General features: G+C 73.8%; 19 protein-coding genes. 11 read left to right on the top strand and 8 right to left on the bottom strand.

Annotation, left to right across the window (positions count from 1 at the left end; genetic code table 11):
• Positions 1-106 precede the first annotated feature (106 nt).
• The 3 genes from OHA55_RS30485 (at position 107) to OHA55_RS30475 (ending at position 3,872) form a co-directional block, all read left to right on the top strand.
• Entirely contained in the window at positions 107-454 is a 348-nt protein-coding gene (locus OHA55_RS30485; RefSeq protein WP_266712399.1) for a hypothetical protein, read from the top strand.
• 62 nt (positions 455-516) lie between these two features.
• On the top strand, positions 517-2,745 hold the full coding sequence (locus OHA55_RS30480) for a bifunctional polysaccharide deacetylase/glycosyltransferase family 2 protein (protein ID WP_266712397.1): 2,229 nt from the start codon (positions 517-519) through the stop codon (positions 2,743-2,745).
• The gene (locus OHA55_RS30475; RefSeq protein ID WP_266712395.1) at positions 2,745-3,872 is read left to right on the top strand and encodes an acyltransferase; all 1,128 of its coding nucleotides are present in this window, start codon (positions 2,745-2,747) and stop codon (positions 3,870-3,872) included. The genes OHA55_RS30480 and OHA55_RS30475 overlap by 1 nt, the downstream gene beginning before the upstream one ends.
• A gap of 48 nt (positions 3,873-3,920) precedes the next feature.
• Here the strand turns inward: OHA55_RS30475 and OHA55_RS30470 are convergent, their stop codons facing one another.
• Both OHA55_RS30470 and OHA55_RS30465 read right to left on the bottom strand, forming a co-directional pair.
• Positions 3,921-4,367: a nitroreductase family deazaflavin-dependent oxidoreductase gene (locus OHA55_RS30470; RefSeq protein WP_266712393.1), complete on the bottom strand. Its 447-nt coding sequence runs from the start codon at positions 4,365-4,367 to the stop codon at positions 3,921-3,923.
• Positions 4,368-4,716: 349 nt separating this feature from the next.
• Positions 4,717-5,703 carry a MerR family transcriptional regulator gene (locus OHA55_RS30465; protein ID WP_266712391.1) on the bottom strand — a complete coding sequence of 329 codons (987 nt, stop codon included), beginning with the start codon at positions 5,701-5,703 and terminating at the stop codon, positions 4,717-4,719.
• 265 nt (positions 5,704-5,968) lie between these two features.
• Between OHA55_RS30465 and OHA55_RS30460 the strand changes: the two genes are divergently transcribed.
• The 6 genes from OHA55_RS30460 (at position 5,969) to OHA55_RS30435 (ending at position 12,093) form a co-directional block, all read left to right on the top strand.
• On the top strand, positions 5,969-6,604 hold the full coding sequence (locus tag OHA55_RS30460) for a sigma-70 family RNA polymerase sigma factor (RefSeq protein WP_266712389.1): 636 nt from the start codon (positions 5,969-5,971) through the stop codon (positions 6,602-6,604).
• Positions 6,605-6,695: 91 nt separating this feature from the next.
• Complete coding sequence (locus tag OHA55_RS30455) at positions 6,696-6,932, top strand: hypothetical protein (RefSeq protein ID WP_266712387.1); 237 nt, start codon at positions 6,696-6,698, stop codon at positions 6,930-6,932.
• A gap of 337 nt (positions 6,933-7,269) precedes the next feature.
• The gene (locus OHA55_RS30450) at positions 7,270-8,517 is read left to right on the top strand and encodes a lycopene cyclase family protein (RefSeq protein ID WP_266712385.1); all 1,248 of its coding nucleotides are present in this window, start codon (positions 7,270-7,272) and stop codon (positions 8,515-8,517) included.
• Entirely contained in the window at positions 8,514-9,272 is a 759-nt protein-coding gene (locus tag OHA55_RS30445) for a methyltransferase (RefSeq protein WP_266712383.1), read from the top strand. Before OHA55_RS30450 ends, OHA55_RS30445 begins: the two co-directional genes overlap by 4 nt.
• On the top strand, positions 9,269-10,831 hold the full coding sequence (locus OHA55_RS30440) for an FAD-dependent oxidoreductase (RefSeq protein WP_266712381.1): 1,563 nt from the start codon (positions 9,269-9,271) through the stop codon (positions 10,829-10,831). The genes OHA55_RS30445 and OHA55_RS30440 overlap by 4 nt, the downstream gene beginning before the upstream one ends.
• 176 nt (positions 10,832-11,007) lie before the next feature.
• Complete coding sequence (locus tag OHA55_RS30435; protein WP_266712379.1) at positions 11,008-12,093, top strand: branched-chain amino acid aminotransferase; 1,086 nt, start codon at positions 11,008-11,010, stop codon at positions 12,091-12,093.
• A 166-nt stretch (positions 12,094-12,259) separates the two neighbouring features.
• Here OHA55_RS30435 and OHA55_RS30430 read toward each other — a convergent pair whose 3' ends face one another.
• The 5 genes from OHA55_RS30430 to OHA55_RS30410 form a co-directional block, all read right to left on the bottom strand.
• The gene (locus OHA55_RS30430; protein ID WP_266712377.1) at positions 12,260-13,033 is read right to left on the bottom strand and encodes a hypothetical protein; all 774 of its coding nucleotides are present in this window, start codon (positions 13,031-13,033) and stop codon (positions 12,260-12,262) included.
• A gap of 187 nt (positions 13,034-13,220) precedes the next feature.
• A complete protein-coding gene (locus OHA55_RS30425; protein WP_266712375.1) occupies positions 13,221-14,255 on the bottom strand; it encodes a DUF5914 domain-containing protein in 1,035 nt (344 codons plus the stop codon).
• Positions 14,252-15,307 carry a phytoene/squalene synthase family protein gene (locus OHA55_RS30420; RefSeq protein WP_266712373.1) on the bottom strand — a complete coding sequence of 352 codons (1,056 nt, stop codon included), beginning with the start codon at positions 15,305-15,307 and terminating at the stop codon, positions 14,252-14,254. Before OHA55_RS30420 ends, OHA55_RS30425 begins: the two co-directional genes overlap by 4 nt.
• A complete protein-coding gene (locus tag OHA55_RS30415; RefSeq protein WP_266712371.1) occupies positions 15,304-16,851 on the bottom strand; it encodes a phytoene desaturase in 1,548 nt (515 codons plus the stop codon). Before OHA55_RS30415 ends, OHA55_RS30420 begins: the two co-directional genes overlap by 4 nt.
• Positions 16,848-18,410, bottom strand: coding sequence for a polyprenyl synthetase family protein (locus OHA55_RS30410; protein ID WP_266712369.1), 1,563 nt, complete (start codon positions 18,408-18,410; stop codon positions 16,848-16,850). Before OHA55_RS30410 ends, OHA55_RS30415 begins: the two co-directional genes overlap by 4 nt.
• 391 nt (positions 18,411-18,801) lie before the next feature.
• On the opposite strand from OHA55_RS30410, the gene OHA55_RS30405 reads away from it, so the two are divergent.
• Together OHA55_RS30405 and OHA55_RS30400 are read left to right on the top strand one after the other, a co-directional pair.
• Positions 18,802-20,370: an SDR family oxidoreductase gene (locus tag OHA55_RS30405; RefSeq protein WP_266712367.1), complete on the top strand. Its 1,569-nt coding sequence runs from the start codon at positions 18,802-18,804 to the stop codon at positions 20,368-20,370.
• 147 nt (positions 20,371-20,517) lie between these two features.
• Complete coding sequence (locus OHA55_RS30400; protein WP_266712365.1) at positions 20,518-21,897, top strand: deoxyribodipyrimidine photo-lyase; 1,380 nt, start codon at positions 20,518-20,520, stop codon at positions 21,895-21,897.
• Positions 21,898-21,979: 82 nt separating this feature from the next.
• On the opposite strand, the gene OHA55_RS30395 is transcribed toward OHA55_RS30400, so the two are convergent.
• Positions 21,980-22,828 (bottom strand): DUF1206 domain-containing protein, encoded by an 849-nt coding sequence (locus OHA55_RS30395; RefSeq protein WP_266712363.1) that lies wholly within the window; start codon positions 22,826-22,828, stop codon positions 21,980-21,982.
• Positions 22,829-22,948: the final 120 nt, after the last annotated feature.

Below are 22,948 nucleotides of genomic sequence, written 5' to 3'. Positions count from 1 at the left end.
TCGGCCGGGCCGGACACTCAGCGACCCGACAGTTTGGGCGCTGTCGCACAGGGCGCGCCCAGGGTTCTGCCACGGGGCGCACATCGCCGCCCGCCACCATGCGCTCATGCATGCCGACACCGTTTCCCAGAAAACCCCGAGGCCGCACGGCCGCCGCCGCAGGCACGCCGGTCCCGCACGGCAGAAGCCGGGCGGGGGACCCGTGTTCGTCGACGCCTCGGGGCGCCGGGCCCGGCTGCTGCGCCGGGCCGGGGCCGTGCTCGGTCTCGCCGTCGTCGGTTACGCGGCCGTGCTCGCTCTCGCCTTCATGGGCGGCATCTCCATGTCGCCCTCGCGACTGCTGCCCTTCGACACCGGGCAGCCCGCGGAGGCCGCCCCCGGCGGCATCGCACCCCCGGACGGCTCCCCCCGGCCCACCGACGGGGCGACGCCGCCCACCGCGGACGCCCGGTGACCGCCTCGACACGGCGCCGCCGGACTCCGGGCCGGGGCGCGCGGCACGCGACCCCGGGCCGGATGGAACGTGTCAGCCGGCGGGCCGTCCCCCGCCCCCGCGCGGTGCTGGCGGTCCTGCTGCTGCTCGGGCTGGTGAGCACCCTGCTACTGGACGGCTTTCTGCGCTCCGAGGTGGGCGGCGACCAGCGGGTGCGCTCGGGTGCCGCCTCGAACAACGTGCCGGAGAGCGTGCTGGACGGCGGCCCCTTCCTGAGCTTCCGGGACGGGAAGGCGCACTCGGAGTCCGTGCCGGACAAGACGATCGTCCTCACCTTCGACGACGGACCCGACCCGGAGTGGACCGAGCAGGTGCTCGACGTCCTCGACGACAACGACGTGCCCGGCACGTTCTTCCTGGTCGGCTCCATGATCGCGCGCCACCCCGACGTGGTGCGGGAGATGGTCGCCGACGGTGACGAGGTGGGCATCCACACCTTCACCCACGTCGACCTCTCCTACCAGAGCACGGCCCGCGTGACACGGGAGATCGCCCAGACGCAGCTGGCCCTGGCCGGGGCCGCGGGCATCACCACCAATCTGTTCCGCGCCCCCTACTCCTCCACCCCCGACGCCGTCGACGACTACAGCTGGCCGGTCTACGAGAAGCTGGGGGCGATGGGGTACACCAGCGTCTTCATCGACACCGACAGCGAGGACTGGAAGACGCCGGGCGTCGACGCGATCGTGCGCGGCGCCACCCCCGCGAGCGGCAAGGGCGCCTCGGTCCTCTTCCACGACTCCGGCGGCGACCGCTCGCAGACCCTGAAGGCGCTGCCCGCCTACATCAAGAAGATGAAGGCCGCCGGGTACACCTTCACCACGGTCAGCGGCGCACAGCAGCAGGCGGCGCAGGCATCCGGCACGGCTGCACCCGCGCCGCCCGGTGGCTCCGCCGTCGCGTCCGATCCGGCACAGGCCGCGCACCACACCGCGGACACGGCCTCCGTCTGGGAGGGGCGCGGGCTGCTGCTGGCCGTCGCCGTGGCGGAGTGGACCGTACCGGCGCTGGCGACCCTGCTCGGGGTGGTCGGGGTCGCCGTCCTCGGCAGGTTCGGGCTGATGGTCCTCCTCGCCGGGCGCCACTACCGCCGGCGCAATCGGCGGCGGTTCTCCTGGGGGCCCGAGGTGACCCGGCCAGTGAGCGTGGTGGTGCCCGCCTACAACGAGAAGGAATGCATCGCCGGGACCCTGACCTCACTGGCGGCGAGCACCCATCCGATCGAGATCATCGTGGTCGACGACGGCTCGACCGACGGGACGGCGGAGATCGCCGAGTCGCTCGGACTCCCGCAGGTGCGGGTCGTGCGGCAGGAGAACGCGGGCAAGTCCGCGGCGCTCAACAACGGTGTCCGCGCGGCCCGTCACGATCTGGTCGTGATGATGGACGGCGACACCGTCTTCGAACCCGACACCGTGCGGCTGCTGGTCCAGCCGTTCGCCGACCCGCGGGTCGGCGCAGTGGCGGGCAACGCCAAGGTCGGCAACCGCTCCACCCTGATCGGGGCCTGGCAGCACATCGAGTACGTCATGGGCTTCAACCTCGACCGGCGCATGTACGACCTGCTCGGCTGCATGCCCACCATTCCGGGCGCGATCGGCGCGTTCCGCCGCGAGGCGGTGCTCCAGGTGGGCGGGATGAGCGAGGACACGCTCGCCGAGGACACGGACATCACGATCGCCCTGCACCGGGCGGGCCACCGGGTCGTCTACGCCGAGCACGCCCGCGCGTGGACCGAAGCACCCGCCTCCTTCGGCCAGTTGTGGCGCCAGCGCTACCGCTGGAGCTACGGCACCATGCAGGCGCTCTGGAAGCACCGCCGCTCGGTCACCGACCGGGGACCCTCGGGCCGGTTCGGCCGGATCGGGATGCCGCTGGTGGTCCTCTTCCAGATCCTCACCCCGCTCCTCGCGCCACTCATCGACGTCTTCACCCTCTACGCGATGCTCTTCGTCGACTTCACGGGTTCGCTGCTGGCATGGCTTGCCGTACTCGGCGTCCAACTGGCGTGCGCCGCGTACGCGTTCCGCCTGGACCGGGAGAAGTGCCGCTACCTGCTGATGCTGCCGCTCCAGCAACTCGCCTACCGACAGATGATGTACCTGGTGCTGATGCACTCCGCACTGACCGCACTCACCGGCGGCCGGCTGCGCTGGCAGAAGCTGAAACGCACCGGCGCGGTGGGCGTACCCGGCGCACCCGGCGCTCCGGATGCTTCCGGCGCCGCCGGCGCTTCCACGGAGGCGGGCTGATGGCCGGCACCCACCGCCGGACAGCTCCGGCTCCGGCTCCGGCTCCTCAACCCGCAGCGGAACCAGGGGCATTCGAGGGACGGGCCGCACTGCGGGCGGGACGCGCCGGAGGACGCGATCCGTACGTCGACGCTCTGCGCGCCCTCGCACTCGTCCGGGTGGTCACCTACCACACCTTCGGATGGCCCTGGCTGGGGTTCGTATTCCCTTCCATGGGCGTGATGTTCGCCCTCGCGGGCTCCCTGATGGCGCGTTCGCTGGAGCGGCCCGCGTGGTCGGTGATCCGCGGCAGGCTGCGCCGACTCCTCGTACCCGTCTGGGTGTTCGGCCTGGTGCTCGGCTCCGCGATGGTGGTGCACGGGTGGGTACCCGGCCCGGACGCGCTGTACTGGGTTCTGCCGGTGGGTGATCCGCCGGGCAACGCCTGGGGCGAACAGGCGTGGGCGGTGCTCTGGTACCTGCGGACCTATCTGTGGTTCGTGCTGCTCTCCCCCGTTCTGCTGCGCCTGTTCTCCCGGTGGCCCCTGTCGGTGGCGGCCCTGTCGCTCGTACCGGTGGTGTTGCTGGCAACGGTGTGGCAGGTGCCCGACGGCCGGCTCGGCAGCGGGATCAGCGATCTGTCGGTGTTCCTCTTCTGCTGGCTGCTGGGCTTCGCACACCGGGACGGCACCCTGGACCGGATCCGGCCGGGACGGACCGTCGCGGTGGCGGCGGGGCTGATGGCGGCGGGCGCCTGGTGGGCCCTGACCCACCGGGCCGACGGGAGTTACGACCTGGACGACATCCCGCTCGCCCAGGCGCTCTGGTCCGGCGGAGCGGTCGCGCTGCTGCTGCGGTTCCGGCCCGGCACCCCGGCCGCGCCCGGGCGCGTCCGGTTCCTCGGGCGGGTGGTGCGCGTCTTCAACTCCCGCGCGGTGACGATCTATCTCTGGCACGAGGTCGCGCTGATGCTGAGCGTGGCGGTGATCGACCTGATGTGGCAGGTGCCGTCGATGGAGGAGCATCTGCCGCTGGGCAGTACGTGGTTCCAGTTCGCGGTCGCCTGGCCGCTGATCGCCGCCGCCGTCGCCGTGTTCGGCTGGGTGGAGGACGTGGCGGCCAGGCGGTCACCGCGGCTGCTGCCGTGAGCGCGCGGCCTCATCGGCCAGGAGCTCCGTGAGAGACGGCCGCCCGGGTCAGTGGGGCTTCGGCGCGGGCTCCAGGACGAAGACGGGGATCACCCGGTCCGTCTTCTCCTGGTAGTCCGCGTAGTCGGGGTACGCCTCGACCGCGCGCTTCCACCAGACGGCCTTCTCGTCCCCCGTCACCTCACGGGCGATCATGTCCTGCCGGACCGGCCCGTCCTGGAGCTCGACACGCGGGTCGGCGCTGACGTTGTGGTACCAGACCGGGTGCTTCGGAGCCCCGCCGAGGGAGGCGACCACCGCGTAGACGCCGTCGTGTTCGACGCGCATCAGCGCGGACTTGCGGATCTTCCCGCTGCGGGAACCCAGGGTGGTGAGCACGACGACCGGCATGTCGCGCATCGTCGTGCCCTCCGTCCCACCGGAGCTCTCGTACAACTCGACCTGGTCACGCACCCATTGGCTGGGGCTGGGCTCGTACTCGCCCTGGAGAGGCATGGTGTGTCCCGTCGTCGTTCGGTCCGGCCGCGCCGAACCTTCGCCGGGCACGGCCGGGTCCATCATGCAGCGCGACCGGCCGGGTCGCCCGCCCGGAGCGGGTGTCCGGCGCGGCGCGCTTTCCCGTACAACCGTCCGGGACCCGGCCGTGTCTTTCAGGCATCAACCGGGTGTCCACGGGGTGCGAGAGACGCGCCCCGTGCACATCCCTTCGAGGAGGACTGCTCGGCCGCGAGGACGGGCGGTTCTCCGGGCGGACACCACCTGGAGGAGTGCCCGACCGGACCGGTGGTCCGGGAGACCGTCCCGGATCCCACGTCCTTTGATTCCTGCCGGCGTTCGGCGCGGGTCAGCGGGAGGCGAGGGCGGACAGCAGGGCGAGCGCCTCGGCCAGGCTGGTGGGGCGCAGCACGCCGTCCGGCTGGTTCCCGGCCCAGCCGGGTCCGGCGAGCACGACGGCCGGGGTGGTGCGTGCGCCGCGTACCCCCCACTCGATGGAGGCGACCCGCTGGGCCAGTGGCCGGCTCGCCGTCGCACGGCCCTGCGACCAGAGGACGATGCCGGCCGGGCCGGTGCGCCGGGCCGCCTCCTCCAGGGCTTCGACCGGCAGAGCGGCCCCGAACATCCGCACGGGCAGGCCGCGTTGCATCAATCCTGCGGTGAGGGCCTCCAAGGGCAGCGTGTGGTTCTCGTCCGGCACGCAGGCCAGCAGGGAGACGGCGGCGCCGCGCACGGGCGGTGGGCCGACGGCGGCGCGCCGGAGTGCGGTGGAAACGTGCCAGGAGAGCAGGTGCTCCACCTCCACGTACCGCTCGCCGGAACTCTCCCAGCGGCGGCCGACGGCGTTCAGGGTCGGCATGATGACCTCGTCCCAGGCGCCCACGAGCCCGTGCCGGTCCAGTGCGAGGGCGAGCAGGTCCTCGACGGCGCGTGCGTCCAGGCGGACGGCCGCCCGTGCGAGCCCCCGGGCTTCGGTGCGCCCGCGGCCGACCGGAAGGGCGCCCGGGGCGGTGGACGGGCGTGCCGGGGCGGGCCGCGTCTCCCGGGTGGCACCCGGGGGCGCGCTCCCGCCGCCCGACGCGGCGGCGATCGCGGCGCGGGCGGCCTCGGCCGGCGGGAGCCCCGCACTGGTGAAGTCACACATGCGCATGAGGAGTTCGACGTCGGCGGAGGTCCAGCGGCGGTGTCGGCCGCCTTCGCGCTCGGCCGGCCCGATGCCGTAACGACGTTCCCAGGAGCGGAGGGTGGTGGGGGCCACGCCCAGCAGCCGCGCGACGGCTCCGGTGGTCAGGCCTCCGTCGTACCCGGCGGGGTGGGGGGCGTTGACGCGGGTCACGTCCGCACTCCCGGTGCCCGGCGTCTTTGCGGGCCTGCGGTTCGATGCGTCCCCGGGCCCGCGACTCGATGCGTCCATGCACTCACGATACGACGCAGAAACGATGCATGTTGCCGCACCGGTGAGGAGCCGGGTTGTCTGGCACCCACGGAACACCTCGGCTCCGGCGGGCCGTTGGCGCTCCTGGCCGGGTGGCAGTGCGGCCCCCACGGCCCTCTGCCGCCCGGGCCCCGGGCTTCCCGGGTTCCCGAGGAGGAGGACACCGATGACCGCAGTCGACGTAACCGTGAGGCATCGCGTACCGGAGGCCCTGGTCCGACCGCCCGCGCAGGAGCGTAGCGAGGACGAGGACCGCGCCGCAGCAGAACTGGCGGATGGACTCCTCCGGGGCGACGCGGAGTCCTTCGCCCGGATCTTCCACCGGTGGGGAACTCTCGTCCACACCCTGGCCGCCCGCTCCCTCGGGGATTCCCGCGAGGCCGAGGACGTCACCCAGCAGGTGTTCCTGGCGGCGTGGCGGGGGCGTGCGGGGTACCGCCCGGAGCGCGGGCCGCTGCCCGGCTGGCTGGTCGGCATCACCCGGCGCAAGATCGCCGACGCCCTGGCCGCCCGCACCCGGCGCGGCGAGCTCGCCGCCGCCTCCGCCGCGCGGGAGCAGGTGCGCGGCACCCGGGGGGCCGGTCCCGAGACCGTCCTCGACCGGGTGCTGGTCGTCCAGGAGCTGGGCAAACTCCCCGCGGTGCAGCGGCACATCCTCTGCATGGCCTTCTTCGACGACCTCACCCAGGTGCAGATCGCCGAACGGACCGGTCTGCCCCTGGGGACCGTCAAGAGTCACGCCCGCCGGGCCCTGGTGCGGATGCGTCGGTCGCTCACGGCGGCCGCCCCGGAGCTGCGCTGACGTCACGTCATTTCCGCGGGGCACACCGGAAGCCGTCCGGGTGCGTCCGGCCGGTGGCCCCGGGCGGAAGCAGGTCCTGAGGGAGGTGCACATGGCGCACCATGTCCACGAGGACGACCTGACGGAACTGGCTCTCGGCCACCGGTCCGCGCGTGACGGCCCCGCGGTGCAGCACCTGCGCCGGTGCGCCGACTGCCGCGCCGAGTTCGAGGCGCTCTGTGCCGTGGTGGCCGCCGCCCGCGCGGTGACCGCCGCCGACCTGCCCCTTCCGCCGCCGCAGGGTGTGTGGGAGGCGATCAGCGCCGAGATGGGCGGGTGCGGGGCGTGAGACGGCGGAGCGGGTCCGGCGGGGGCGTCGGTTCGCACGGGCCCGGTCCCGGCCCGGAACCCCCGGGCCGACCCGGGGAGTGACTCCGCGCCGGTCCGACGCGCGACACCCACGCGTCGGATGCGTCCGTGAGGGCTCCCGCTGCGGAAGTATCGGCGGCAGCACCGGCACGGCCGCGGGGTACGGCTCTCACCGCCGTGACCGGCGCGCCGCGCCCCCGCCCGTGCGCCGCCCCTCGTGGACGGCCCGAACACCGCACCGAACGGCCTCTCGTGGGGCGGCCGGGAAGTGCCCGCACCCGTCCGTCCACCTCTGACCGGAGGAGAGAGCGTCCCCCTTGACGTACGCCGACGTGGTGATCGTGGGTGCCGGGGCGGCCGGTCTGTCGCTGGCATACCGGCTGTGCGCGCCCGACGCGCCGGTGCCGCTCTCCGTGCTCCTGGTCGACGCCCCGCCGGGACCGCTCCGGCCGCCGCCGCGCACCTGGTGTTTCTGGGAGGAGCCTGACGGCGAATTCGACGCGGCACTGTCCGCGTCCTGGGAGCGGCTGCGGGTGCGCGCCCCCGACGGGACGGCCACGGTGGCGGTGCCCGCGCCGCTCCGGTACAAGATGCTCCGCTCGGACGCCTTCGCCGCCCTGGTGGGGGCCGGGCTCGACGCGGCCACTGGTTTCCGGCGCGCCGAGATGACCGTGCGGACGGTGCGCGACGCGGGCGGGGGCGGGGGCGAGGTGGTCGGCGAGGACGCCCGGGGCCGTCGTACCGTCGTGAGGGGACGGTACGTCTTCGACTCGCGGCCTCCCCGCCGGCTGCCGGCGGCCCGTACCACGCTGCTCCAGCACTTCACCGGCTGGTTCGTGCACACCGAGCGGCCCGTGTTCGATGCGGACACCGCCGATCTCATGGACTTCCGGACCCCCCAGCCGCGCCACGGTCTCTCCTTCGCCTACGTCCTCCCGCTGGACGCGCGCTCGGCCCTGGTGGAGTACACGGAGTTCTCCCGCGAGCCGCTCGAACCTGCCGCCTACGAGCAGGCGTTGGACCATCACCTGGGCGAGGTGCTGGGTGCTTCGCCCTACCGGGTGTCCGCGACCGAGCACGGCGTCATCCCGATGACGGACGGCCGTTTCCCCCCGCGTGCCGGACGGTCGGTGTTCCGCATCGGTACGGCGGGCGGTGCCACCCGTCCCTCCACCGGCTACACCTTCGGCGCTGTCCAACGCCAGAGCCGGTCGCTCGCGGCGGCGCTGCGCGAGGGGAAGCGGCCTCCGGTACACCCCGCCTACCGTGCCCGGTCCCTCGCCATGGACGCGGTCATGCTGCGGGCGCTGGACACCGGGCGGGTGGACGGCGCCGGCTTCTTCACCGGCCTCTTCCGCTCGGTCCCCGCCGCGCGGCTGCTCCGTTTCCTGGACGGATCCGCCCCTCTGCGCGAGGAGTTGCTCGTCGGACTCCGCACCCCGGTGGTTCCGATGCTCCGGACCGTCGCCGAACTTCCCTTCCGTGCCCGCCGCCCCGCCCCCGAGGCCCCTGTCTCCTCACCTTCCCCTCCCCCACCTGCCCGACGAGGAATGACCACGCCATGACCCTGCTGCACGACGCCGAGTTGTCCTCCGCGTTCGACCACGCCTCCCTCGCCTACGACCGCCTGGTGGCGGCCAACCCCGGTTACCACGCCCATCTGCGGCGCTCGGCCCGCCGCCTCGGGCTGCCGCACGGCGGGGCGGGGTTGCGGGTGCTCGACCTGGGATGCGGCACGGGGGCGTCCACCGCCGCACTGCTGGCCGCAGCCCCGTACGCGGAGATCGTGGCGGTCGACGCGTCGGCGGGCATGCTCGCGCAGGCCGCCGCGAAGGAGTGGCCCGCCCACGTCAGGTTCGTGCACTCCCCGGTGGAGGGGCTGGCGGACGGCCCGGCGGTCGACCGCAACGACGTCACCGCCCGGGGTCGTTACGACGCGGTGTTCGCCGCCTACCTCTTCCGCAACGTCACCGATCCGGACGCCACCCTCGCTTCGACTCGCGAACTCCTCGCCCCCGGAGGCAGGCTGACGGTGCACGAGTATTCCCTGGCCGAGGGCCGGGCGCACCGTGCCCTGTGGAGTTCGGTCTGCCGCTCGGTGGTGATGCCGCTGGGCCGGGCCGCCGGGGACGGGGAGCTCTACCGTCATCTCTGGCGCAGTGTGCTGGACTTCGACACGGCGCCCGCCTTCGCCGAACGGCTGGGCCGTGCCGGTTTCGAGGAGGTACGGGTGCTGCCGCTGCCCGGCTGGCAGACCGGCATCACCCACACCTTCGTCGCGCGGGCCCCGCGCCGCTCCGGGGACCGGGGTGCGGCGTGAGGCGGCCGGGAGGGCGCGTCCCGGACGGGCGGCGGCACGGTCTGGACCGGCGGGCGGAGGTGCTCCGGGCCCCGGAAGGCCGGGCCCGGTTCGACGGCGGGGCCCCGGCGGTGGCGGTGGTCGGCGGCGGCATCGCGGGGCTCGCGGCGGCCACGCTGCTGGCCGAGCGCGGGGCGCGGGTCACGCTCCACGAAAGGGAGTCGACACTCGGCGGGCGGCTCGCGGGGTGGTCCACCGAACTCGCGGACGGCTCTCCGGTGACCATGAGCCGGGGTTTCCACGCCTTCTTCCGCCAGTACTACAACCTGCGCGGGCTGCTCCGCCGCGTCGATCCCGGGCTGGACTCGCTCACCGCCGTGCCGGACTACCCACTGCGGCACAGCGGCGGGATGTACGACAGCTTCGCGCGGGTACCTCGTACCCCTCCGCTCAGCGCGATGGGATTCGTCGCCCTCAGCCCCTCGTTCGGAGCGCGCGATCTGCTGCGGATGAACCCGCGCGCCGCCCTGCCGCTGCTCGATGTGCGTGTGCCGGAGGTGTACGAGCGGCTGGACTCGGTCAGCGCACGCGACTTCCTGGCGCGGGTGCGTTTCCCGGAGGCGGCGCACCACTTGGCCTTCGAGGTGTTCTCGCGGAGCTTCTTCGCCGATCCGGGCGACCTCTCCGCCGCGGAGCTGGTCCTGATGTTCCACATCTACTTCCTCGGCTCCAGTGAGGGGCTGCTCTTCGACGTACCGGCGGAGCCGTACCCCCAGGCGCTCTGGGACCCGCTCCACGGGTATCTGGAGAAGCACGGGGTGCGGGTGCGGACGGGCTCGACCGTGGAGAGCGTGACCCCTGCCCCGGACGGCGGGCTCGACGTCACGGCGGACGGCCGCACCCGGCGCCGGGACGCGGTGGTGCTGGCCCTCGACTCGGGCGGGCTGCGGCAACTGGTCTCGGCTTCACCCGGGTTGGGCGACGGCCGGTGGCGCGGGAGGCTGGCCCGACTGCGTACCGCCCCGCCGTTCCTGGTGTCGCGGCTCTGGCTGGAGCGGCCCGTGGCGGCGGACCGCCCGGGCTTCCTCGGCACCAGCGGGTACGGCCCGCTGGACAACGTGAGCGTCCTGGAGCGCTGGGAGGGCGAGGCCCTGCGCTGGTCCCGGCGCACCGGCGGCTCGGTGGTGGAGCTGCACGCGTACGCGGTGGCGCCGGGCGCCGACCGGAGAGCCGTACAGGCCGATCTGGTACGTCAGTTGAACCGGATCTACCCGGAGACCTCGGGGGTTCGGGTGGTGGATTCCCGGCACGAGTGGCGGGCGGACTGTCCGCACTTCCCGGTGGGCGGCTACCGCGACCGTCCCACCGTGCGCACACCCGATCCGGCCGTGGTGGTCGCGGGCGACCTGGTCCGCACCGAACTGCCGGTCGCTCTGATGGAGCGGGCGGCCACCAGCGGATTCATGGCGGCCAACGCCCTGTTGGCCGGCTGGGGAGTGCGGGGCCAGACCCTGTGGACGGTGCCGAGGGCCGGGCGGTCGGCGGTGCTCCGCCAACTCGCCCGGCTGGGAACGGCGTAGTTTCCTGCGCCCGGTTCCTTCCCAGCGGGCCGGCACGCGGGGGCGAAGGGTGCGCGGCGGGGAGCCGGACCGGTCGATCGGGACGAAATTCACGGTTCGCCGGGTGCGTGTGCCACTGGCTGAGACGCCCCGTCTTCTCCTCCGGTGTTACACGACTTCGTCGTTAGGATTCGGCAATGACTACCGACTTTCCCCTCTTCCGGACGACGAAGCCCACGCCTGAGGCCGAGCGCGAGAACGTCCTCGCCGCACCGGGGTTCGGCCAGTACTTCACCGATCACATGGCCTCGGCGGTGTGGACATCGGCGGATGGTTGGCAGGACCGCAAGATCGGCCCGCTGGAGCCGTTTTCCCTGCACCCGAGTGCGGCGGTTCTGCACTACGGGCAGGAGATCTTCGAAGGGCTGAAGGCCTATCGCCACGCGGACGGCAGCGTCTGGCTGTTCCGGCCGGAGGCCAACGCCCGGCGCTTCGCCCGCTCCGCCGAGCGGCTCGCGCTGCCCCAGTTGTCCGAGGAGGACTTCCTCGCCAGCATTGAGGAGTTGGTGCGTGCGGACGAGCCGTGGGTTCCGGTGTCCACCGGTGAAGAGAGCCTCTATCTGAGGCCGTTCATGTTCGCCTCCGAGGTGTTCCTGGGTGTGCGGCCCGCCGCACAGGTGACCTACTCGGTGATCGCCAGCCCTGCGGGCCCGTTCTTCGCCTCGGGCATCGAGGGCGTGACCCTGTGGATCAGCAGCAAGTTCACCCGCTCGGCCAAGGGCGGTACCGGAGAGGCCAAGTGCGGCGGCAACTATGCCGCGAGCCTGGCCGCGCAGGTGGAGGCGAAGCAGCACGGCTGTGACCAGGTGATGTATCTGGACAGTGCGGGAGAGAACACGCTGGAGGAGTCCGGCACCATGAACGTGTGCCTGATCACCTCGGACGGCCGACTGGTCACCCCCGCCCTCGGCACCATTCTGGAGGGTGTCACCCGTGACACGGTCCTGACTCTGGCCGGCGACCTCGGCCTGGTTCCCGAAGAGCGGTCGATCACCCTGGGCGAGCTCCGGTCGGGGGCCGCCGACGGAAGCATCACCGAGGTGTTCGCGGCCGGCACGGCCGCGGTGATCACCCCGATGGTCGGATTCAAGGGCGAGGGCTACGAGTTCACCGTCGGAGACGGCACGCCCGGCAAGCACACCCTGGCGATGCGCGAGCATGTTCTGGACATTCAGTTCGGTCGCACCGAGGACAAGCACGGCTGGATGCGGCGCGTTCTCTGAGCCCGCATCACGGTGAACCGTCGCGCGGATCTTCGGGACGCGGTGGTGACGGCACTCGAATCCGGCGGGCCGCGGCACGTGGCGGCGGCCCGCCCCGAGGCCGAACCACACCGCGCTGAAAGGCCAGCCACCCTCCAGCCACGTCCCCCAAGCTCACGACAGTCCTTCAGCGTCCCCGATCACTCCGTCGCTCGATGGAACGCAGTCCAGGAACGGACCGAACTCGCCGCAGAATCCTCACGAGTTCGGACTGGGACTCCTTGTTGAGAAGCGAAGGGTTCTCCTCCAGCATCAGTCTCACGTTGTCCCTGATCTGTTGGGGCGTGGGCCTTACGAGCACACCGGACTCCGAGGAGCCATCGCTCGCCCCGATCCGGTCCCCTCGCAGAACCCTCAACTGCTCCTCGCTGAAAAGCCTCCGCATCAACGCTGCGGCACGTCGCGCCGGCGCCTCCTCGCTGCACATACTCCTTCGGTCCTCGCCGCGTGCGGCGTCACCCTCCCACGAGGCTTCCGGGGACTCGGAGCCGGTCGAGACGAGCGGCTCGGCGGTCTCGTCCTTGTTGTCGGTATTGGGGGTCCGGGCAAACTTGCCACGCGTCGACTCCACGAACGGACGGGCCCGACCGTCCCACCATCGCTTGAGGCGTGGCGCGCTCCACTGCACGAAGGTGACGAGCAAGACCAGGAGTGCGAGCACCTCCTCAAGGTCCAAGCGCTCCGGTTCCTCGGGTTGCGCCCCGCAGTGACACTCGTGCGCGCACGGGGACGGCGGCTCGACGAACGAGTACTCCTGGTGCTCAGGGCCGTCGGGAACGAACGTGGCGTGCCCGACGAGGCGCATCTCTTCGTCGTACAGGTTGTGGTGGATCCCACCCTCCTTCGACTGCCCGGGAGTCAACCCGTCGGCGTACTCGAAGTTTCCACGAATGCTGACCATGTGCTGTTCCCCCCAAGAAGTGGACGCCGAATGGGCCCCGACCACATCGCACCCGGCTTGTCCGGGCACCCGGCGCGCCGCCAGGTGCCGAACGCGGCTGGGCCCCCGGCCCGTGCCCAACTGTACTGACGGACACCGCCGTCGGACTTGGGTGGTCAGCGGCGACGGATCCCCTCGGCGCGCCCCCTCACCCCGGGAACCGCCCGCTGCTGCGCAGCTCCCAGCGGCGTTCGGCGTACGCGAGGTCGTCGCGCCAGAGCCGCCCCGCCGAGGCGCGCATCAGCGGGCGCAGCAGGGGGGCCGCCGCGCGGGCGAGGGCGAAGCCGCCGCGGTCGGAGGCGGCGACGACCGCCTCGACGACGGCGGTGCGCGGCCTTCCCGAGGGGTCGTTGCCGAGCGGGGTCGCGTGGCTCTCGACCACGGAGCCCCGGCCCTCCCCCTCGGTGATGTGCATGACGACGGTACGGGGTTCGGGCGCGGTGAACACGGCGCGTACGGGCACCACGACGCGGCCCGCGACCTTGAAGGAGACGTCGACCGCGAAACCGTCCCGGCCGTCACCCGCATCGCCGGACTCGCCGGACTCGCCGCCGGGGACGTCGAGCACGGTCAGGTCCACGAAGGAGTACGGGTGGAACCAGGCGCCGTGCCAGGGGTCGAGGCGGTTGGCGACGACGTCCTCGGGTTCGCAGGTGCCGAAGCCCTCGTACACGGCGTCGACCGCCGTCGCGGGCACCGGGCGCGCGGGGACGACAGGCCGGTCCAGCGGGGTCTCGCCGCCCGCCTCGTCGAGGCGCACCCAGGCGAGGACCCCGTCGTCGAAGGCGGGGTAAGGCTCCCAGCCGGCGAACGGCTCGCCGTTCAGGGCGAGTCCGTGCCAGTGGCAGACGAGGGTGCCGCAGCGGACCGGGCTGTCCCGCAGGGGTGCGCCGAGGTGCGGGCAGGCGCCGGGTCCGGCGCGCAGGCGGCCCGAGGCGTCGCGCCAGGCGACGACTTCGGTGCCCTGGACGGTCCGGCCGAAGGAGCGGCCGGGGGTGATGCGGCGGGAGGCGCCGATGACGTACCAGTTGCCGGAAGGGCGGGCGAGCGCGTGTTTGAGGGCGCCCGCGATGAGGGCGGGGCGGGCGTCGCGCCAGGTGGGGCGCTGCCGGTCCCACGGTACGGGGTCGCGGCGCAGCCGCAGCGGGAGGCGGCCTCGGCGGCCGGTTCGGGGGTCCGTCATGCCGCGTCCTCCCGTTCGGCTCCGGGGACGGCCGGGTCGCGGTGCGGCCGGCCGGTCCGTGGGGCGTCGGCCACCGGGAGGGTGCACCGGGGGGCGGCCCGTCGGGGCGTGGCGGCGGACCGGGGGGCCGAGCGGGCGGCGAGGGCGCGTACCAGGCCGTCGAGGGCGACCGCGGCGCGGCGGGCACGGGAGACGACCGCGCGCCGGTGGAGCACGGCGTAGCCGTCCGCTTCGATGGCGTCGAGGATTCCTCCGTACAGCACGAACGCGGTACGGATGCAGGGGCGGGACTCCGGGGCGAGCAGGGCGATGCCGGGCAGGGCCCGCCGGTAGATCTCCCGGTTGTACGCGGCGGCGGCGCGCAGCGCCGAGGTGATGCGCGGGTCGCGGAGGCCCGACGCCCGGCTGTGCAGCAGGAGTTGACGGTCGACGCCGTGGGCGGTGAGCAGGTCGGCGGGGAGATAGACGCGGCCCCGGTCGAGGTCCTCGCCCACGTCCCGGAGGAAGTTGCTGAGCTGGAAGGCGACACCCAGGTCGGCGGCGTAGGGGGCGGCCTCCTCGCGCGGGACGACCGTGCCGAGGACGGGCAGCATCTGGAGGCCGATCACGGCGGCCGATCCGTGGGTGTAGCCGCCGAGTTCGCCCCAGGAGGCGTACTCGGTGACCGTGAGGTCGCTGCGCATGGAGGCCATGAAGTCGGTGAAGTGGCGGTGGTCGATGCCGTACACGGCGGCGGTGTGGACCAGTGCCCGGATCACCGGTTCCTCGGCGGTGCCGTGCGCGAGGCCGTCGGCGAGCCGCTGTTCGAAGGCGAGCAGCGCACGTGCGCGTTCGTCGGGGGTCGCGTCGGTGTCCAGGTCGTCCACGATGTCGTCGGCCCGGCGGGCGAAGCCGTAGAGGGCGTGCACGGCGGGCCGGCGGTCGGCGGGGAGCAGCCGGGTGGCGAGGAAGTACGTCCTGCCGTGGCGTGCGTTGAGCTTCCGGCAGGTGGCGTACGCGGCGCGCAGGGCTGGGTCGTGGATGGCTGCCGCGTCGAGTTCACGGGCGGTCATACGGAGGTGCCTTTCGGTACGGGGTGCGGGGTGGTCGCGGTGGCCGGCCGGGGCCGCGCGGCCCGCGGCGTACCGGTGATCCGGGCGGCGGCGAGCTTTCCGGAGATGAGGACGGTCGGCACACCGACGCCGGGGGTGGTGCCGCAGCCCGCGAGTACGGCGTTGGTGGTGGACCGGACGAGGTTGCGGGGGCGGAAGGGGCCGGTCTGCGGGAAGGTGTGGGCGGCCGAGAACGGGGTGCCGGCCGCGTGCCCCTGTGCGGTCCAGTCGACGGGGGTGACCAGGCACTCCTCCTCGATGGCGGAACCGAGTCCGGCCAGGCCCCGGCGTTCCAGTTCGGTGAGCAGGCGGTCCCGGTAGCGGGGGGCCAGTTCGTCCCAGGTGCGCGCGGAGGGGCCGATGTCGGTGTTGGGGCAGGGGGCGAGCACGTAGTGGAGGTGCTTGCCGGGCGGGGCGAGCGAGGGATCTTGGGCGGTGGGGCGGGTGATGAGCAAAGAGGGGTCGGTCATCAGCGAGCCGGTGCGGGTGAGTTCGTGGAAGGTGCCCTTCCAGGCCCGGCCGAACGAGAGGGTGTGGTGGGCGAGTCCGGGCCAGGTGCGGTCCGTTCCGGCGTGCAGGACGACGGCGGACGGCGAGTGCCGCAGCCCGCCCGGCCGGCGGGGGGCGCGGCCGAGCAGCCCGTAACTGACGGGCAGGTCGGGGGTGAGGACGACCGCGTCGCAGGGGATGCGGCCCCGGTCGGTGACGACGGCGGTGACCCGGTCCCCGGAGCGCTCCAGCCGGCTGACGGATTCTCCGTAGCGGAACGCGGCACCGGCCTCGGCGGCCGAGTCCGCGAGCGCCTTCGGCAGGGCGTGCATCCCGCCGCGCGGGAAGTACACCCCTGCGACCGTGTCCATGTAGGCGATGACGGCGTACGCGGCGAGCGCGCGGGCCGGGGGCACCCCGGCGTACAGGGCCTGGAAGGAGAAGACGCGGCGGAGCCGTTCGTCGCTGAGGTAGCGGCCGATCCGCGCGTCCAGCCGGCCGAAACCGCCGAGCGCGGCGAGCCGGGCCAGGTCGGGGTGGAGGAGCTGGAGCGGCGAGTCGAAGTTGGCGTCGATGAAGCGGCGCATCTGGACGGCGTAGAGGCGTTCCAGCCACTGCCTCAGCCGGCGGTAGCCGAGCGCCTCGTGGCCGCCCGCGAACTCCTCCACGGCCGCTTCCATCGCCGCCGGTTCGGTGTGCACGTCGAGGGTGGATCCGTCGGCGAACCAGGCGCGGTAGGCGGGGTGGAGCGGGATCAGGTCGAGCCGGTCGGCGAGCCGGTGTCCGACGGCGGCGAAGGCCTCCTCGACGAGGTCGGGCATGGTGAGCACGGTGGGGCCGGTGTCCATGCGGTAGCCGCCGCGCTCCAGCAGTCCGGCGCGTCCGCCCGGGGTGGGGTCGCGTTCGACGACGGTGACCCGGCGGCCGGCGCCGAGCAGATGGAGGGTGGCGGACAGGCCTGCGAGGCCGGCACCGACCACCACGACGTGGTCGGTGCGCCCGGGGACGGTCCTCATCGGGTGGATTCTCCTTGGGAGCCGGGGCCGGGGTCGGTCGCGGGGCGGGCCACGGGCGGCGGGGACCCCAGGGGCGACGGAGGCGGAGGGGGCGGCGAGGACGACAGGGTGGGGCCGCCCGCGGCCTCCCGCAGCAGCAGGCGCAGTCGCCGGGCGCCCTCCGGGTGGAGTCCTACGAGGTCGAGGCGGGCCTCGGCGTCGGCGGCGAGCCGGTCCGCCCGGTGCTCCACGGCCGCGCGCGCCCCGCTGCGGGTGAGCGCGTCCCGTACCCGGGCGAGGCCCTCGTCGGTGAGCCCGGGGTCGCCCACGTCCGCGTCCAGGACGGCGAGCACGGCGGTGTCACCGGCCGCCTCGGCGCGCTCCCGGGCGACGGCGACCAGGTAGGTGGGCTTGCCGTCGCGGAGGTCGCCGCCGGAGGGTTTCCCGGTGACCGCCGGGTCACCGAACGCGCCGAGCAGGTCGTCGCGGAGCTGGAAGGCGGTGCCCGCGCTGCGGCCCGCCGCGCAGAGGGCGGCGGTCGTACGCTCGTCCGCGCCGGCCAGCGCGGCGCCCAGCGCGAGGGGGCGCTCCACGGAGTAGAGGGCGCTCTTGAGGCAGGCGGTCCGCAGCGCGTGTGCGGCGGTACGGGTGGCGGCGGCCTGTCCGTGCAGGTCGAGGTACTGGCCGGCCACCATCTCGGTGCGCATGGCCCGCCAGATGTCCAGTACCCGGTGCCGGGTGGCGGGGTTCATCGGGACGGCGGTGACGGCGGCGACGGTGTCGTCCGCCCAGGCGAGGGCGAGGTCGCCGACGAGGACGGCCGCCGAGGTACCGAACGCGGTGTCCGGGGGTCCGCCGGGCACGTCGGCCAGTTCCACGTGGACGGCGGGGCGGCCGCGGCGCAGCGGGGAGCCGTCCATCACGTCGTCGTGGACCAGGGCGCAGGTCTGGATGAGTTCGAGGGCGACGCCGAGGCGCAGGGCCGCGCCGACGGTGTCCGTACCGCCGCCACAGGCCCGCATCGCCCACCAGAGGAAGCGGGGGCGGGCCCGCTTCCCGCCGCCGAGCGTGAAGTCCGCCACCCGCCGGGCCACGTCCCGGGCGAAGACCGCGTCGACGGCGGAGGCCTCGGCGAGGTGCTCCCGCAGGACCGTACGGGCGGTACGCAGCACGGCTCCTGCCACGTCGGCGTCGACGGCGTCCACGGCTTCCCCGGCCGGGCCGCCTTCGGGGGGCTCGACGGCTCCGGCGGTCCGTGGACCGGGCCGCGGCGGAGCGGCGGGGCCGGCCGGTGGCTGAGCGGCGGTGTCCGGGTCGCGGCCGCCGCGTGTTCCGCCGGGGCCGCCGGCGGTGCGCCCGGGTCCGTCGTACGCCCGGGAGTGTTCGCCGGCCGCCGAACCGGCCGCCGAACCGCCCGCCGAGCCGTCCGCCGCGTCGTACGGGTCCTGGGCGTCCGGACCGTCCTGGGCGGCCCCCTCTGCGGGGCTGCGGGGCCGGTCGGGGGGCTGCGCACCCCCGCAGGACCGCTCCGACCGCCGGTGGTCGGCAGAGGCGGAAACCGCTGCCCGGGTGAGGCGCATCGCTGGTCCTTCTGGTCGCATCGGTCTCCGTACCGCTCGGGCGGGCCCCGGACCGCCGGGCCGGCGCTCCGGCGGTACGGGGTCCGTCGCGGGCCCCGGTCTTCCGGGCCCGTCGCGTCTCTTCCGCCGTCCCTCGTCCGGCGGATGCGGGCGGACCCCGATCCGTGCCGGCGAGGTGCCGGTGCCGGGGCCCCGGCACCGAGGGGATCACGCCGACCGGCCGGGCGGTGGCTGCCGGGGCCGGTGGCGGGAGCTCCGGAGCGGCGCCGCGACCCATTCGGCCGTCCCGGACCGTGTCGCGGTGGGTCCGCCGGGCCCCGCCGGGCGGAATGCGGTAGGGGCGGGGACGGTGGAAGAGGAAGACCGGAATCGAACGCGAGGCGGAGGCGCCATGGAGACGGCAAAGGGGACCAGGGACGACGGGAAGGGCCTGCGCTGCCTGGTGACGGGGGCCACCGGCTACATCGGGGGCCGCCTGGTGCCGGAGCTGCTCCTCGCCGGCCACCGGGTGCGGTGCCTGGCGAGGACCCCCCAGAAACTGCGCGACTACCCCTGGGTCGCCGAGGCGGAGGTGGTGCGCGGGGACGTCACCGATCCGGAGTCGCTGGCCTCGGCCATGCGGGACATCGACGTCGCCTACTACCTGGTGCACGCGCTGGGCACCGGTACGGGCTTCGAGGAGACCGATCGCAGGGCGGCCCGGAACTTCGGTGAGCAGGCCCGTGCGGCCGGGGTGCGCCGCATCGTCTATCTGGGGGGCCTCACGCCCGGGGACGTACCGGAGGACGAGCTCTCCCCTCATCTGCGCTCCCGGGCGGAGGTCGGCCGCATCCTGCTGGATTCGGGGGTGCCGACGACCGTGCTGCGGGCCGCCGTCATCATCGGTTCGGGTTCGGCGTCCTTCGAGATGCTCCGCTACCTCACCGAGCGGCTGCCGGTCATGGTCACCCCGAGCTGGGTGTCCACCCGGATCCAGCCGATCGGTGTCCGGGACGTGCTGCGCTACCTCGTCGGCTGCGCCCGGATGCCCGCGGACGTGCACCGCTCCTTCGACATCGGCGGGCCGGACGTGCTGACGTACCGGGTGATGATGGAGCGGTACGCCGAGGTCGGGGGCCTGCCGAAACGGCTGATCCTGCCTGTCCCGATGCTCACGCCAAGGCTGTCCAGCCACTGGATCGGGCTGGTGACCCCGGTGCCCAGGGCTCTCGCACGCCCGCTCGCCGAGTCGCTGAGGTACGAGGTGGTCTGCGCCGAGCACGACATCGCGCGGTACGTCCCGGACGGGCCGGGGCAGCCGTTCCCGTTCGACACGGCGCTCTCTCTCGCGCTCCAGCGGGTGCGGGAGGCGAAGGTGACCACCCGGTGGTCCTCGGCCTCGCTGCCGGGCGCGCCCAGCGACCCGCTGCCCACGGACCCGGACTGGGCGGGCGGCAGCCTGTACGAGGACGTCCGGGAGCGGGAGGTGGACGCGTCACCGGCGGCGCTGTGGCGGGTCGTGGAGGGGATCGGGGGCGACAACGGCTGGTACTCGTTCCCGCTGGCCTGGGCGGTGCGGGGGTGGCTGGACCGGGCGATGGGCGGGGTCGGGCTGCGGCGGGGCCGCCGTGACGCGGACCGCCTGCGGGTGGGTGATTCGCTGGACTTCTGGCGGGTGGAGGAGATCGAACCGGGCAGGCTGCTGCGGCTGCGGGCGGAGATGCGGGTGCCGGGTCTGGCCTGGCTGGAGATGCACGTCGAGAACCGGGAGGGCGGGCGCTCCCACTACCGTCAGCGGGCGCTCTTCCACCCGCGCGGGCTGCTGGGCCACGCCTACTGGTGGAGCGTCTCGCCCTTCCACGCGATCGTCTTCGGCGGGATGGCCCGGAACATCGCACGGGCCGCGTCCCGGACCCCCGGCTCGGCCCGTGCTCGGGCGGAGACCGCGGCGGTGCGTCCGCGTCCTCGGGAGCAGTCCTGAGCCCGGACAGCGGCCGGCGGTCCGGACGGCCGGTGCCCCGCGCAGCCTCCGGGGGGCACCCGCGCATCCGGACCGCCGGGCCGCGCGGAAGCACCGATTGCACCAGATGTCCCCGTTCCGGTTCCGATCCCGTCCAGGAGTAGCGCCATGACCGTCTCGGTCGTCCTGTACACCTCCGACCTGCGGCTGCACGACCACCCGCCGCTGTGTGCCGCCTCGGCCGCGAGCGACGAGGTCGTGCCACTCTTCGTCCTCGACCGGCGCGTGGAGGAGGCCGGTTTCGCGGTGCCCAACCGCCGGGCCTTCCTCGCCGACTGCCTGCGGGACCTGGACGCGGGACTGCGCGAGCGGGGCGGACGCCTCGTGATCCGTACCGGGGACGTGGCCGAGGAGGTCTGCCGGGTCGCCGCCGGGACGGGCGCCGGGGACGTCCACATGTCCGGCGGGGTCAGCGCGTACGCCCATGCCCGCGAGGAGCGGCTGCGCGCGGAACTGGAGTCGCAGGGGCGGAGGTTGCACGTCCATGACGCGGTGGTGACCGCCGTCGCCCCGGGGGCGGTACGGCCCACGGGCTCGGGAGCGGACCACTTCGCCGTGTTCACCCCGTACTTCCGGCGCTGGTCCCAGGAACGGCTGCGGGACCCCCTCGCCCCGCCCCGCGCGCTTCGGGTGCCCGACGCCGCGCTTTCCGGCGAACTGCCTTCCCGGAAAGGGGTGTCCGGGGTGTCGCCCGGTCTGGCGAAGGGCGGAGAGAAGGCGGGCCGGGCCCTGCTCACCGCGTGGCGCAGGTCCGGACTCGAGTCGTACGCGGAGACGCACGACGACCTCGCGGGCGACGCGACCTCACGGCTCTCGCCCCATCTGCACTTCGGCACAGTCTCGCCGGCCGAGCTGGTCGGGCGGGCCCGCGGCGCGGGCGGCGCGGGTGCGGAGGCCTTCGTACGGCAGGTGTGCTGGCGGGACTTCCACCACCAGGTCCTCGCGGCGCGTCCGGCCGCCTCGCACGAGAACTACCGTACGCGGCAGGACGACTGGCGGGACGAGAAGGAGGCGGGGGACGAGATCGAGGCCTGGCGGGAGGGGCGTACCGGCTATCCGGTCGTGGACGCCGCGATGCGTCAATTGCGCCACGAGGGCTGGATGCACAACCGGGGCCGGCTGCTCGCGGCGAGCTTCCTGGCGAAGTCGCTGTACGTGGACTGGCGGATCGGCGCGCGCCATTTCCTGGATCTGCTGGTGGACGGCGACATCGCCAACAACCAGCTCAACTGGCAGTGGGTGGCGGGCACCGGAACCGACAGCCGCCCCAACCGGGTACTCAACCCGGTGCGCCAGGGCCACCGTTACGACCCCGACGGGGCGTACGTACGCCGCTGGGTACCGGAGTTGGCGGGCATCGGGGGCGGCGCGGTGCACGAGCCGTGGCAGCTCCCCGAGCCGGAGCGCGCCGCGCTGGACTACCCCGCTCCGCTGGTCGGTCTGGCGGACGCGCTGGACCGGTTCAAGCAGGCGCGCGGCCTGCTCTGAGAGCGCGCCGCACCGCGAGCGGGGGACGGCCCCGCCGGTGGGTGGGGGTGCCCGGCGGGGCCGTGTCTGAGTGGACGGGGTGTCAGACCTTGCGCCAGCGGGCGTTGGCCCAGGAGAAGACGCCGAAGGCGGCCAGTCCGAGGGCGACCAGCACGAGCAGCCAAGGGCCGGTGGGGGTGTCGGTGAAGGAGCGGAGGGTGTCGTCCATGCCCTTGGCCTGTCCCGGTTCGTGCTGGACGGCGGCGGCGATGGCGAAGCCGCCGGCCGTGCCGAAGACGACGCCCCGGGCCGTTCCGCCGAACACGCCGACCGCGTCGACGGTCCGGCGGACCTTCTCCCCGGTGCCGGACATGTCGAGGTGCTTGCGGAACTTCCGGGTCACGGCGCGGTAGATCAGCCACAGCCCGACGCCCACGACAACGGCTCCGGCGATCCCTACGAGCCACTGGCCGCCGGACCAGTCGAGGGCCTTGGCGGTGACGTCGTCGGTCTTCTTGTCGCTCGACCCGCTGCCACTGCTCTTGTCCCCGGCGGCGTACGAGATCACGGAGTACGCGACGAAGGCGTAGAACACGCAGCGTCCGGCGGCGATGATCCGCTTCGTGGGCTTCTGTCCGTCCGGCCCGGCCTGGCCGAACAGCGCCTCGGAGAGCCGCCAGAGCGCCATGCCCACGAGTCCGATGCCGAGCAGCCACAGAAGGACCCCGCCGAGCGGCTGCTCTGCCACTTCCTTCAGAGCGCCGCCCCGGTCGGCCTGCTTCCCGCTGCCACTGTCGCCCGGGAAGGCCACGCGCAGGGCGAGCACTCCGATGAGCAGGTAGATGGCACCGCGCGCCACGAATCCTGCGCGCGCCGCCGTCTCGACCGCTTTTCCGGTGGCCCCGCTCCGGGCCTGTCCTCGTCCGCGTTCCGCTATCGCACTGGTCTCCATGGACCGACGGATGCCCCTGAACGGTGGATCAATGCCCGCCGCCCAGGATTGCCCCGTGATCGTGGCGGGCCGGTACGCGGAGTCGGATGGGGTGCGTCGCCAGGCGGAGCACCGTCCGTA

The organism is Streptomyces sp. NBC_00102 (assembly GCF_026343115.1).
In the GTDB taxonomy this organism is placed as follows: Bacteria; Actinomycetota; Actinomycetes; order Streptomycetales; family Streptomycetaceae; genus Streptomyces.
Note: the sequence above shows the minus strand (reverse complement) of the source record. Positions and strands in the feature narration are given on the sequence as shown.

Bases quoted from the DNA above. Each gene is read 5' to 3' on its own strand.
- OHA55_RS30415 (WP_266712371.1), bottom strand. From the start codon at position 16,851: ATGAGGACCGTCCCCGGGCGCACCGACCACGTCGTGGTGGTCGGTGCC.
- OHA55_RS30475 (WP_266712395.1), top strand. From the start codon at position 2,745: ATGGCCGGCACCCACCGCCGGACAGCTCCGGCTCCGGCTCCGGCTCCT.
- OHA55_RS30445 (WP_266712383.1), top strand. From the start codon at position 8,514: ATGACCCTGCTGCACGACGCCGAGTTGTCCTCCGCGTTCGACCACGCC.
- OHA55_RS30405 (WP_266712367.1), top strand. From the start codon at position 18,802: ATGGAGACGGCAAAGGGGACCAGGGACGACGGGAAGGGCCTGCGCTGC.
- OHA55_RS30480 (WP_266712397.1), top strand. From the start codon at position 517: ATGGAACGTGTCAGCCGGCGGGCCGTCCCCCGCCCCCGCGCGGTGCTG.
- OHA55_RS30400 (WP_266712365.1), top strand. From the start codon at position 20,518: ATGACCGTCTCGGTCGTCCTGTACACCTCCGACCTGCGGCTGCACGAC.
- OHA55_RS30420 (WP_266712373.1), bottom strand. From the start codon at position 15,307: ATGACCGCCCGTGAACTCGACGCGGCAGCCATCCACGACCCAGCCCTG.
- OHA55_RS30395 (WP_266712363.1), bottom strand. From the start codon at position 22,828: ATGGAGACCAGTGCGATAGCGGAACGCGGACGAGGACAGGCCCGGAGC.
- OHA55_RS30460 (WP_266712389.1), top strand. From the start codon at position 5,969: ATGACCGCAGTCGACGTAACCGTGAGGCATCGCGTACCGGAGGCCCTG.
- OHA55_RS30430 (WP_266712377.1), bottom strand. From the start codon at position 13,033: ATGGTCAGCATTCGTGGAAACTTCGAGTACGCCGACGGGTTGACTCCC.
- OHA55_RS30435 (WP_266712379.1), top strand. From the start codon at position 11,008: ATGACTACCGACTTTCCCCTCTTCCGGACGACGAAGCCCACGCCTGAG.
- OHA55_RS30425 (WP_266712375.1), bottom strand. From the start codon at position 14,255: ATGACGGACCCCCGAACCGGCCGCCGAGGCCGCCTCCCGCTGCGGCTG.
- OHA55_RS30410 (WP_266712369.1), bottom strand. From the start codon at position 18,410: ATGCGCCTCACCCGGGCAGCGGTTTCCGCCTCTGCCGACCACCGGCGG.
- OHA55_RS30485 (WP_266712399.1), top strand. From the start codon at position 107: ATGCATGCCGACACCGTTTCCCAGAAAACCCCGAGGCCGCACGGCCGC.
- OHA55_RS30455 (WP_266712387.1), top strand. From the start codon at position 6,696: ATGGCGCACCATGTCCACGAGGACGACCTGACGGAACTGGCTCTCGGC.
- OHA55_RS30470 (WP_266712393.1), bottom strand. From the start codon at position 4,367: ATGCCTCTCCAGGGCGAGTACGAGCCCAGCCCCAGCCAATGGGTGCGT.